Source organism: Mesoflavibacter profundi (genome assembly GCF_014764305.1).
Classification (GTDB): Bacteria; Bacteroidota; Bacteroidia; order Flavobacteriales; family Flavobacteriaceae; genus Mesoflavibacter; species Mesoflavibacter profundi.
This window is the reverse complement of the sequence record NZ_CP061703.1, coordinates 2,337,501-2,350,440: the sequence shown is the minus strand read 5'-3', so window position 1 is coordinate 2,350,440 and position 12,940 is coordinate 2,337,501. Positions and strand designations below refer to the sequence as shown.

9 protein-coding genes (1 of these 9 running past the window's edge) are annotated in these 12,940 nt (G+C 30.5%); all 9 read left to right on the top strand.

Going from position 1 to position 12,940, the window contains the following annotated elements:
• Nucleotides 1-192: 192 nt before the first annotated feature.
• The gene (locus IFB02_RS10595) at nucleotides 193-2,721 is read left to right on the top strand and encodes a PIG-L family deacetylase (protein WP_106688328.1); all 2,529 of its coding nucleotides are present in this window, start codon (nucleotides 193-195) and stop codon (nucleotides 2,719-2,721) included.
• 42 nt (nucleotides 2,722-2,763) lie between these two features.
• Nucleotides 2,764-3,657: a carboxypeptidase-like regulatory domain-containing protein gene (locus IFB02_RS10590; RefSeq protein WP_106688327.1), complete on the top strand. Its 894-nt coding sequence runs from the start codon at nucleotides 2,764-2,766 to the stop codon at nucleotides 3,655-3,657.
• Nucleotides 3,658-3,767: 110 nt separating this feature from the next.
• Nucleotides 3,768-5,459, top strand: a complete 1,692-nt coding sequence (locus IFB02_RS10585; RefSeq protein WP_106688326.1) for a sodium:solute symporter — start codon at nucleotides 3,768-3,770, stop codon at nucleotides 5,457-5,459.
• A gap of 73 nt (nucleotides 5,460-5,532) precedes the next feature.
• Nucleotides 5,533-5,757, top strand: coding sequence for a hypothetical protein (locus IFB02_RS10580; RefSeq protein ID WP_106688325.1), 225 nt, complete (start codon nucleotides 5,533-5,535; stop codon nucleotides 5,755-5,757).
• Nucleotides 5,758-5,787: 30 nt separating this feature from the next.
• Nucleotides 5,788-6,465 carry a tRNA (guanosine(37)-N1)-methyltransferase TrmD gene (gene trmD / locus IFB02_RS10575; protein ID WP_106688324.1) on the top strand — a complete coding sequence of 226 codons (678 nt, stop codon included), beginning with the start codon at nucleotides 5,788-5,790 and terminating at the stop codon, nucleotides 6,463-6,465.
• Nucleotides 6,466-6,676: 211 nt separating this feature from the next.
• Nucleotides 6,677-7,030 carry a 50S ribosomal protein L19 gene (rplS, locus tag IFB02_RS10570; protein WP_106688323.1) on the top strand — a complete coding sequence of 118 codons (354 nt, stop codon included), beginning with the start codon at nucleotides 6,677-6,679 and terminating at the stop codon, nucleotides 7,028-7,030.
• A 667-nt stretch (nucleotides 7,031-7,697) separates the two neighbouring features.
• Nucleotides 7,698-8,270: a pentapeptide repeat-containing protein gene (locus tag IFB02_RS10565; protein ID WP_106688322.1), complete on the top strand. Its 573-nt coding sequence runs from the start codon at nucleotides 7,698-7,700 to the stop codon at nucleotides 8,268-8,270.
• Nucleotides 8,271-8,424: 154 nt separating this feature from the next.
• Nucleotides 8,425-10,650, top strand: a complete 2,226-nt coding sequence (locus IFB02_RS10560; RefSeq protein ID WP_106688321.1) for an NADP-dependent isocitrate dehydrogenase — start codon at nucleotides 8,425-8,427, stop codon at nucleotides 10,648-10,650.
• Between the two features lie 78 nt (nucleotides 10,651-10,728).
• Nucleotides 10,729-12,940: the 5' portion of a TonB-dependent receptor gene (locus IFB02_RS10555; protein ID WP_106688320.1), read on the top strand. The gene runs 164 nt beyond the window's last position; 2,212 of the gene's 2,376 nt are visible here — the first part of the coding sequence; the start codon lies at nucleotides 10,729-10,731; the stop codon falls past the right edge of the window.

Below are 12,940 nucleotides of genomic sequence, written 5' to 3'. Positions count from 1 at the left end.
TTAGCTTTTAGCAAACGTAAATTATTTGTGACAATTCGTGTAATTCGTGTCAAAAAGAATAAAAGTTTTAGACATAATAATTAGCTTCAATTTTTAAATTTCTCACTTAAAAATAACGTTAAAAAAGGCTTAAAACAACTATTCCGCCAAGGCTATTATGTATATTTACCACAAACATAATTAACCTTAAACATGCTAAAAAAACTAGCTTCGCTCCTATTTATTTTTGTTTTGGCCTTGCCTTTACAAGCGCAACAACCCAAAAAACTTAATGCATCACAAATTCACGATGCTGTAAAAAAACTTAACTTTTTAGGTACTGTTTTATATGTAGCAGCTCATCCTGATGATGAGAATACACGTCTTATTTCTTACATGTCTAACCAAGTAAAAGCACGTACTGCTTACCTATCTTTAACTCGTGGTGATGGCGGACAAAACCTTATTGGTCCAGAAATTAGAGAATTATTAGGTGTTATACGTACACAAGAATTATTAGCTGCAAGAAGCGTAGATGGTGGCGAGCAACGTTTTAGTAGAGCAAACGATTTTGGTTACTCAAAACATCCTGAAGAGACTTTAGATATTTGGGACAAAGACCAAGTATTAAGCGATGTTATTTTAGCGATCAGACAATTTAAACCAGATATTATCATCAACCGTTTTGACCATCGTACACCTGGCACAACTCACGGTCATCACACAACTTCTGCGATGTTAAGCGTAGAAGCTTTTGATTTGGCAAATAACCCAAACATATATCCTGAACAAGCTAAAACTTACGGAACTTGGCAACCAAAACGCCAATTTTTTAATACCAGCTGGTGGTTTTATGGTAGTGAAGAAAATTTTGAAAAAGCAGACAAAAGCAAACTTTTAAATTTTGATATTGGCGTGTATTATCCTTCAAAAGGGTTATCAAATAACGAGATTGCAGCACTTTCTAGAAGTAAACATTTGTGTCAAGGATTTGGTGCTTTAACACAACGTGGATCGCAAACCGAATATATCGAACTTATTAATGGCGATTTACCAAACGACAAAAACAACCTTTTTGAAGGTATAGACACAAGCTGGAATCGCGTTAAAGGCGGAAAAACTATTGGAGATATATTAAAGAAAGTTGAGAAAAATTTCAATTTTGAAAATCCTTCAACACATATTAAAGACTTATTAATAGCAAGACAATTAATCCAACAATTAGATAATGAGTATTGGAAAAATTACAAAACTCAAGAAATTGAAGCTATAATTGAAGCTTGTTTAGGTCTTTATTTAGAAGCATCTGCTAGTACGCCAACTGCTTCTGCAGGAGAAACTATTACATTGAATATTGAAGCTGTAAACCGTAGCCCAATTAATATGGAATTAGTGTCTTATCAACTTTCTACGGACAAAATTGCGACTTTAAAAGCGCTTCCTTTAAAAAATAATGATAAGCAAAATGTAGAACAATCACTTACTATTCCTAAAAATATGCAACCATCTTCACCATATTGGCTGAATAAAAAAGGAACTTTAGGTATGTATAAAGTTGAAGATAAAAATTTAATAGGAAAGCCAGAAACACCAAGACCAATAAGCGTGACTTTCAATTTAACGATTAATAATCAACCGTTTTCTGTAACTAAACCTATTGTTTACAGGTACTCTAAACCAGATAAAGGTGAATTATATCGTCCGTTTGAAATCATTCCTGAAGCATCTGCAAAAATTTCAGAGAAAGTCATCATTTTTGATTCAGATCAACAAAAAGACATTTCGGTAATTGTAAAAGCTGGTCGTGATAATTTAAACGGTTTTGTTCAAATCGCACATCCAAACAATTGGTCTGTTTTTCCTGAAAAACAAAACATAGATATTAAATATAAAGGTGAAACACAAACACTGACGTTTACTGTTATTCCTCCAAAAAATCAAAACGAAGGACTGATAACGCCAATGGTTCATGTTGGTGAAGACGTTTACACGAAAGAATTAGTTGAAATTGATTACGAACACATTCCTTATCAAACCGTTGTACTTCCAAGCGAAAGCAAAGTGGTACGCTTAGACATAAAAAAACGAGGCGAAAACATTGCATATATTGAAGGTGCAGGCGATGTTGTACCAGAAAGTTTAAGACAAATTGGTTACAATGTCATGGTTTTAAAACCAGAAGACATCACTACTGAAAAATTAAGCGCTTTTGATGCTGTAGTTGTTGGAATTAGAGCGTATAACATCTTAGACGAACTTAAATTTAAACAGCAAATTTTATTCGATTTTGTAGAAAATGGTGGTAATATGATTGTGCAATACAATACAAGTCATCGACTAAAAGTAGATCAATTAGCGCCTTACACGTTACAATTATCCAGAGATCGTGTTACCGATGAGAATGCCGAAATCACTCTTTTAGCTAAAGATCATCCAGTTTTAAATTATCCAAACCAAATTACAAAAGCAGATTTTGAAGGTTGGACGCAAGAACGCGGTTTATATTTTCCAAACCAATGGTCTAACGAATTTACACCAATTTTATCCATGCACGATAAAGGCGAAACCGAAAAACAAGGTAGTTTGTTAGTCGCAAAACACGGTAAAGGCTATTATATTTATACAGGTCTTAGCTTTTTTAGAGAATTTCCTGCTGGTGTTTCTGGTGCGTACAGATTATTTGCTAATATGCTAAGTATAGGAAAAGACAATTTAAATAATAAAGAACAGTTTAAGGATTAAAGCGTCACCTCGAGCGCAGTCGAGAGGTCAAAAATATTTTAAATGAAAAAAAGCATTTTTATACTATTCTTTTTAGTTATTAAAATAAGTGCTGGATACAGTCAAACAAAAGCTGTTGTAATAGATAGTACCACTTCTAAAACTGTTCCTTATGTTAACATTTGGGTTGAAAATGAAAATAACGGTACTACATCTAATGATTATGGAGAATTTATTATAAATGAAACCGATTCAACAAAAAACATAGTTTTTTCTGCTATTGGATACAAAAGAAAAACAGTTCAAATTAGCCAAATAAAAAACATAATTTATCTTAAACCTGAAACTACAGTTTTAGAAGAAGTTGTTGTAACTAAAAAGAAAGAGTCTAAAAAAATAGTTATTGATAAATTCAAAAAATCAAAAATTCATTTTTATTATGGCTCAGGTAAAACACCATGGATGGTTGGAAAATACTTTCCTAATGAAGATAAATACTTAGACACTCCTTTTATAAAGGAATTTGCTTTTTTAACAAATTCAGAAATCGAAAACGCTAAATTCAATATTAGATTGTACGAATACGACAGTTTAAATTTTATCGGAAATTCTGTTTATGATAAAAACATAATCTCTTCAGTAAAAAAAGGAAAGAAAACAACAATTATTGATATTTCAGATTTAAATATAAAAATTCCTCAAAAAGGTCTAGTAGTTATTGTTGAGTGGTTAATTATAGAAGATAATAAAAGAGAGTTTACCGTAATCTCTGAAGGAAAAAGAAAAATGAAAATAGCTTACGCACCTATGTTTGGTGCTGTTGCTAAAAACACAAATAAACATGCAATGATTTATAGAGGTGAATGGATGAATTCATATAAAAATCCAAGTCAATCTATAAAAAATTATAAAGATAAATACAGTGAACTTGCTGTTTCTTTAACATTAACAAACTAAAAATGCAAAACCAACCAAAATACCAATGGAAACCAATGTACACCTTAGTACTATTGGCTAATATTTTATATTTAATCGCTTTTTATTTAATCACGTTATATTTTTAAAAAATGCAAACATTAGATTGGATTATTTTAATAAGTACATTACTAATCATAGTTATTTATGGTACGTACCAAACTAAAGGCAGTAAAAATGTTCAAGATTACTTAAAAGGCGGTAATACAACACCTTGGTGGACAATAGGTTTATCGGTTATGGCAACACAAGCCAGCGCAATTACGTTTTTAAGTACGCCAGGACAAGCATTCCATTCGGGTATGGGATTTGTGCAATTTTACTTCGGATTGCCTATTGCAATGGTTGTGATTTGTATGGTGTTTATCCCGTTATATCACAGATTAAAAGTCTATACGGCTTACGAGTTTTTAGAAAATCGTTTTGATAAAAAAACCAGAACACTTACTGCAATTTTATTTTTAATTCAACGTGGTTTAGCTGCTGGAATTACCATTTTTGCGCCTGCTATTATTCTATCGGCTGTATTAGGTTGGAATTTATTACTCCTAAACATCATTATTGGCGTTTTGGTAATTATATACACTGTTTCTGGCGGAACAAAAGCTGTAAACGTTACTCAAAAACACCAAATGGTTGTAATTTTTACAGGAATGATCATTGCGTTTGTTTTAATTATTAATCAACTTCCTAATGATATTACTTTTTCTAAAGCGCTTCAAATAGCTGGTGCAAGCGGTAAAATGGATGTTTTAGACTTTTCTTTCGATTTAAATAATAGATACACCGTTTGGAGTGGATTAATTGGTGGTACCTTTTTAATGTTGTCTTATTTTGGTACCGATCAAAGTCAAGTACAGCGTTATTTATCAGGTAAATCTGTAAAAGAAATGCAATTAGGTTTACTATTTAACGGACTTTTAAAAGTACCAATGCAGTTTTTTATTCTGCTAGTTGGTGTAATGGTTTTTGTGTTTTATCAGTTTAATGAATCGCCAATAAATTTTAATCCAACAGCAACCGAAGTCGTTTTAAACAGCGAATATTCTCAGGACTATCAAACACTTCAAAAGCAACAAAACGAATTATTTACTAAAAAACAACAAGCTATTTTCAATTATGTAAAAACTGAAAATAATGTAACTGCCAAAACTATTTCAGAATATAACACTAAAAGTGATGTTTTAAGAAGTGAAGCCCAAAAACTAATTGAAAAAGCTGGCGAATCAAAGAATTTAAAAGTAGAAAGTAATGATAAGGATTACGTTTTTATTCACTTTATATTAAACAATTTACCTAAAGGATTAATCGGATTATTATTAGCGGTAATTTTAAGTGCAGCAATGTCTAGTACCGCTAGCGAACTTAACGCTTTAGCAAGTACAACAACCATAGATTTATACAAACAACGTGTTGGAGAAAAATCTGAAAACGATATGGTAAAAGCTTCTAAAGGATTTACTTTACTTTGGGGAATTTTAGCAATTGGTGTTGCCTGCGTTGCCAATCTTGCCGAAAATTTAATTCAGTTAGTTAACATTATTGGTTCTATTTTTTACGGTAATGTTCTTGGTATTTTCTTGTTAGCATTTTTCTTCAAATCTATTAAAGCAAACGCTGTATTTATAGCAGCATTAATCACACAAGTTTTGGTCATTGGTTTATTCTTTTTAAATCAATTTGAAATTATCAACTTGCCATTTTTATGGTTAAATTTTGTTGGTTGCTTAATTGTTATGGTTATTGCTTTTATTATTCAATCCTTAATAAAACAAAAAACTTAATAATTAAATCATTTGTTTTTTTTAAGATTTTAAACTAACTTAAAGACAATTAATAAGTTAAAACCTTTGCAGCATGGAAAAATCTTTAATAATTGTATTTGCATTAGTCATCTTTTCGGCAATAGGTTTTGCGTATTCTGTATTCTTAAAAAGTTATGTCAAAACTTCGTTTGGCGAAAAATGGCTTCACCTTTGGAGTAACAAACTTTACTTTTGGCAAAGCACCATTTTTGTTAGTGCAGCGTTTACCTTTTTAATCATGTATCTTTTAAAATGGATTGATGTTTTGAATTTTTAGAATATCTTTGCTACCCATTTTAGCAAAGCCATGAGAATAGATATCATCACTGTTTTACCAGAATTACTTAAAAGTCCGTTTGAAGCATCCATTTTAAAACGTGCTATAGTAGCAGATTTGGTAGAAGTACATTTTCATAATTTAAGAGATTATACTACAGATAATTACAAAACCATTGACGATTATCAATTTGGTGGCGGCGCTGGCATGGTAATGCTTATAGAGCCTATAGATAAATGCATAAGCAAATTAAAATCGCAGCGTCAATATGACGAGGTTATTTATATGACACCAGATGGAGAAACCTTAAATCAAGGTATTGCCAACACCTTATCATTAAAAGAAAATATCATTATCCTTTGCGGACATTATAAAGGTGTAGACCAACGTGTACGCGATATGTTTGTTACTAAAGAAATATCTATTGGTGATTATGTGTTATCTGGCGGAGAACTTGGTGCGGCAGTACTTTGTGATACTGTAATACGATTAATTCCTGGTGTTTTAGGTAACGAAACATCGGCGTTAACAGACAGTTTTCAAGATAATTTATTAGCACCACCTATTTACACGAGACCACGTGATTACAATGGACATAAAGTACCAGAAGTCCTTTTTAGCGGTAATTTTCCAGAAATTGAAAAATGGCGAGAAGAACAAGCTTACAAACGTACAAAAGAACGAAGACCAGATTTATTAGATGAATAATGATTAATTATTTAATTGTGTAGTGAATCAAGAAAAAATATATCGAGAATTTTAAATAATCTTCAGTCATACATCATCTAACTTCAAACATTTTTCAACTTTTTACTTTTAACAAATAACTTTTTGCTTATATTTGCACCCAATTTCGGATTAACCTCTGGCGAAATACGTGAATGTTGTTCTGAATCAAACACTTAAACTTAAAATAAAGATGGAATCTTTAGTAAAATTTGTACAAGACGAATTTGTAACAAGAAACGATTTACCAGAATTTTCAGCTGGTGATACAATTACTGTTTATTACGAAATTAAAGAAGGTGCTAAAACTCGTACTCAGTTTTTTAGAGGTGTAGTTTTACAAAGAAGAGGTACTGGTACTTCAGAAACTTTTACAATTAGAAAAATGTCTGGAACAATTGGTGTAGAGCGTATCTTCCCAATTAACCTACCAGCATTACAAAAAATTGAAGTTAACAAAAGAGGTAAAGTTAGAAGAGCAAGAATCTTTTACTTTAGAGGTCTTACAGGTAAAAAAGCTAGAATTAAAGAAGCTAGAAGAAAGTAATTTACCACTTCAAATATTATATAAAAAGCCTAAACTTAATCGTTTAGGCTTTTTTAGTTATTAACTTTTGTTAATAACTCTGGTTTATAAACGGTTGATATCTAATTAGTTAAAAAGTTTGCAAACTTCCAAAAAAGATATACTTTAGTAAAACAATTAATAACAATATTAATTATTGGTTTCAATAAAATTGAATTTGATTTAGTTGTATTGTTTTTTGAGGTTTTGAAAATTACATGTGTAGTCGTGTAGATTGTAAAAATCATGAGATTTTAATTAGTACTTTATGTGAAAGCAGAAAGCAACTATTAAAATTGAAAGTTTTAAGTAATATAAAGATGCGAAAGCAAATTTAGAATGAACAAAGCAATGTTTTACGACAGTAATTTCATGAAAATTGAAATTAAAACAGTAAAACATCAAAAAAAACAATTACTATGTACATTTTGTAACAGGTCAATACATTTTGAAAGTTACCCAAATGTACTATTGATTTAACAAGTGCGAAGACAGAAAAGATGTAAAACGTAGTTTTGGATCGATTTAATGAAAATTAAATAAGTTAACGCCAAAAGTTATTTCAAAAAAGCCATAGCAATTATAGTTTAATCTATAGTGTTATGGCTTTTGTTTTTTGTATTATTACATTTATAAAACTTAAAAAACAATGCCTCTACCCTATATTGCAGACCAAGAATATAAAAATACAGACTTTACAATTGACCAAATAGAAAAAGCAGAATACGATAATTGCACATTTATAAATTGTAATTTTGAAAGCTGCTACCTATCTACTATTAGTTTTTTAGACTGTACATTTGAAGATTGTAATCTAAGCAATATAAAAGTAAAAGATACTACATTTAAAGATGTTACATTTTTAAACTGTAAAATGCTTGGCGTATTATTTTCAGACTGTAATCAGTTATTATTTTCTGCAAGTTTTATAGATTGTGTTTTAAGCTTTTCTTCATTTTATAAAATCAAATTAATTTCAGGAACATTTAAAAGCTGTAATTTTGATCAAGTAGACTTTACAGACGCAAATTTATCAAAAAGTAATTTTGATGATTGCGACTTTATTAACGCCGTTTTTTATAATACCAACTTAGAACAAGCTAATTTTACAACTGCAATAAATTATACAATTCATCCAGAGCAAAATAAAATTAAAGGTGCTAAATTTTCAAAAGCGCAAATAGAAGGTCTCTTACGTAGTTACAAAATTAAGATTTCTTAAAAATCACTCATTTTTTTATCAATTTCGTAATATTATAAAGCTCTAAATATCATCGTTATAATAAAACGTTAAGAGCAAAATTTCACTTTAAAAAACCTCTTGTTTTTCGTATATTCGTCAAGCTTAAAAATTAACTAACATACAAACTGTTTTTATGTCAAATTCACCAAAAATTATATATACAATAACAGATGAAGCGCCAGCTTTAGCAACACGCTCTTTTTTACCAATCGTTAAAGCTTTTACTGCCTCTTCTGGTGTAGAAGTAGAAACTAGAGATATATCTTTAGCTGCCAGAATATTAGCTGTTTTTCCTGATTTTTTAACCGAAGCACAACGTGTGTCTGATGATCTTGCTTTTTTAGGCGAATTAGCAAAAACACCAGAAGCTAATATTATAAAATTACCAAATATTAGTGCTTCTATTCCTCAATTAAAAGCAGCGATTAAAGAACTTCAAGCAAAAGGGTATGCAGTACCTAATTATCCTGAAGAAGCAACAACTGCAGAAGAAAAAGACGCAAAACAACGTTACGATAAAATAAAAGGTAGTGCTGTAAATCCAGTGTTACGTGAAGGTAACTCTGATAGACGTGCGCCAAAAGCTGTAAAAAACTACGCTAAGAAAAACCCACATTCTATGGGCGCATGGCGTAAAGATTCTAAGTCGCATGTTGCTACAATGACTGAAGGTGATTTTGCACACAACGAGCAATCTACAACGTTTAGTAAAGCAACTACTGTAAAAATACAACATACAGATACAAATGGTAACACTACCATTTTAAAAGATAATTTACCAGTGCTTGAAGGCGAAATTATGGACGCAACTGTAATGAGCAAAAAGGCATTATTAGAATTTTTAGATGCGCAAGTAAAAGATGCAAAAGATAATGGTATTCTTTTCTCTTTACACATGAAAGCAACTATGATGAAAGTTTCTGACCCAATTATATTTGGTCATGCAGTAAGAGTATTTTTTAAAGATGTTTTTGCTAAACATGGTGAAACTTTTGAAAAAATAGGTGTAGATGTAAATAACGGATTTGGTAACTTATTAAGTAACTTATCTGAATTACCTGAAGACAAACAAAAAGAAATTTTAGCCGATATTGATTCTGCGTTTGCTAATAATCCAGACTTAGCAATGGTAGATAGTGATAGAGGCATTACAAACCTACATGTACCTAGTGATGTAATTATAGATGCATCTATGCCTGCTATGATTAGAAACTCTGGTCAAATGTGGAATAAAGCAGGAAAATCTCAAGATACAAAAGCTGTTATACCTGATAGTAGTTATGCAGGAATTTATACAGCAACAATAGATTTTTGTAAAGAAAATGGTGCATTTGATCCAACAACAATGGGTACAGTTCCAAATGTTGGTTTAATGGCTCAAAAAGCAGAAGAATATGGATCACATGATAAAACTTTTGAGATTTCTTCTAACGGTAAAGTAGAAATAATCGATGCCGATGGTAACACAGTTACTAGTCACGATGTAGAAGCTGGAGATATTTGGAGAGCTTGTCAAGTTAAAGATTTACCTATTCAAGACTGGGTTAAATTAGCAGTAACTCGCGCAAGAGCTACAGGTTGGCCAGCAGTATTTTGGTTAGACGAAAACAGAGCTCATGATGCACAATTAATTAAAAAAGTAAATACGTATTTAAAAGATCACGATACAGACGGATTAGAAATTCATATCCTTTCTCCAATTAAAGCAACAGAATTTACTTTAAAAAGAGTAAAAGCTGGAAAAGACACCATATCTGTAACAGGTAACGTATTACGTGATTACTTAACAGATTTATTCCCTATTTTAGAACTTGGTACTTCTGCAAAAATGTTATCTATCGTACCATTAATGAATGGTGGTGGATTATTTGAAACTGGAGCTGGTGGATCTGCACCAAAACACGTACAACAATTTGTAGAAGAAAACCATTTACGTTGGGATAGTTTAGGTGAATTTTTAGCACTTGCTGTATCTTTAGATCACTTTAGTGAAGTAAACAATAATCCTAAAGCAAAAGTTTTAGGTGACGCATTAGATGTAGCTACAGAAAAACTTTTAGAAAACAAAAAAGGACCTTCTAGAAAAGCTGGTGAAATTGATAACCGTGGTAGTCATTTTTACTTAGCAATGTATTGGGCAGAAGCTTTAGCTAATCAAGATAAAGATGCGAGTTTAAAAGCTCAATTTGAGCCAGTTGCTTTAACATTTAAAGCCGAAGAAAATACAATTATAAAAGCATTAAATGACATTCAAGGTAAAGCTGTAGAAATTGGTGGTTACTACGAACCTACAGACGAACTTGCTGATGCAGCAATGCGCCCAATCAAATTATTTAATAATATTTTGAAAGAAATATAATTACTTAATACAAAATAATAAATTGATAAAAGCTCCTATTACAGGAGCTTTTTCTTTATTTTTACTTAAAAAATTGAAATGAATTTAAAGCTAATACTTACCATAGCATTTTTTATTCAATTATCACTGCAAGCTTTTGCTCAAGAAAAATTCACATTAAGCGGAACTATATCTGATTTCAATACTAACGAGTCTTTAATTTCAGTAAACATTATTATTCCTGAATTAAACACAGGAACAACTACTAACGAGTATGGTTTCTACTCTATCACATTACCAAAAGGTAATTACAATGTGATTATTTCTTATTTGGGTTATGCTGAAACTTCAGAAACTATTAATCTTAATGAGGATATAATTAAGAATTTCAGTCTAACAGAATCTGTAGAAAATTTAGACGAAGTTATTATCACCGAAAATATAGAACGACTAAATATTAGAAAACCGCAAATGAGTGTTAACGCTCTTAAAGCGTCTACAATTAAAGAAATACCTGTTGTACTTGGTGAACCTGATGTTATAAAAGCCATAACTTTATTACCTGGTGTTACAAATGCTGGTGAAGGTAGTTCTGGATTTAATGTTCGTGGTGGCGCTGCAGATCAAAATTTAATTTTATTAGATGAAGCTACTGTGTTTAATTCGTCGCATTTATTTGGATTTTTCTCTGTATTTAATCCAGATGCAATCAAGGATATAAAACTATATAAAGGTGGTATTCCTGCAAGATATGGCGGAAGAGTTTCTTCTGTTTTAGATATTTACCAAAAAGAAGGTAATAGTAAAGCGTTTCATGCAAATGGTGGTATTGGTATCGTGGCTAGTAGATTATTAGCCGAAGGTCCTTTAAAAAAAGATAAAGGTGCCTTTTTATTTGGTGGTAGAAGTAGTTATGCCCATTTATTTTTACCGCTTTTTGATTTAGATAACGTAGCCTATTTTTATGATTTAAATACCAAACTTAATTATAAATTAAACGACAATAATAATATTTATCTTTCTGGATATTTTGGTAGAGATGTTTTTAGAATTTCTGATAGCTTTGATAATACCTATGGAAACACGGTTTTAAATTTTAGATGGAATCACTTATTCTCTGATAAGTTATTTTCTAATATGTCATTGATCTATTCGGATTATTATTACGGACTTAACCTAAATTTTGTCGAATTTAATTGGGATTCGGGCATTAAAAATTTCAATTTTAAATACGATTTCAAACATTACATCTCAAATAATTTTAAACTTCAATATGGATTAAATAGTATTTATTATAAGTTTAATCCTGGAGATATTAAGCCTTCTACACCTACTTCTGGTATAAACCCATTTAAATTAACAGATAAATTTGCATTTGAAAATGCGATATATATTGATGCTGAACATGACCTATCGGAAAAACTATCTGTAAATTATGGTTTAAGACTTAGTTCTTTTTTGCGTTTAGGCCAAAATGAATTAAATATTTACGAAAATAATCAAGCTGTAATATTTAATGAAGATTTTCAAATTTATGAAAAAGCAGATCCAATTGGTACAGAAAATTTTAGTAAAAGTGATGTAATGAAATCATTTTTAAATTTAGAACCAAGATTAGCTATAGCCTACCAATTGGATAAAAACACATCAGTTAAAGCAAGTTATAATAGAATGTCGCAGTATTTACACTTACTTTCCAATACTACATCTCCAACGCCTTTAGATGTTTGGACACCAAGTGGCAGTTATGTAAAACCTCAATTATTAGATCAATTTGCGATAGGTTATTTTAAATTATTAAAAGAAAATAATTACTCATTAGAAATAGAAGGTTTTTATAAAACAATTAAAAACCGAATTGATTATATAGACGGCGCAGATTTAATTGCAAATAATGCAATTGAACAAATAATTTTAAATGGTAAAGCTAGAGCTTATGGTTTAGAACTACTATTAAAAAAAAATGAAGGAAAATTAAAAGGTTGGATAGCTTATACTTTATCAAAATCTGAACAAAAAACACCTGGTAGAACACCTACCGAAACTGGAATTAACAACGGTAATTGGTATAATACAGCTTATGATAAAACACATGATTTATCTTTAGTAGGAAGTTTTGATTTAAATGAAAAATGGACTTTAAACGGAAATTTTATTTTTCAAACAGGTCAACCAGCTACATTTCCTAATGGACAGTATCAATATTCTGGATTAACCATACCAAGTTATAATAATAGAAATTCCGACAGATTACCTAATTATCATAGAATTGATATTGCTGCAAATTACACACCAAAACCAAATAAGAATA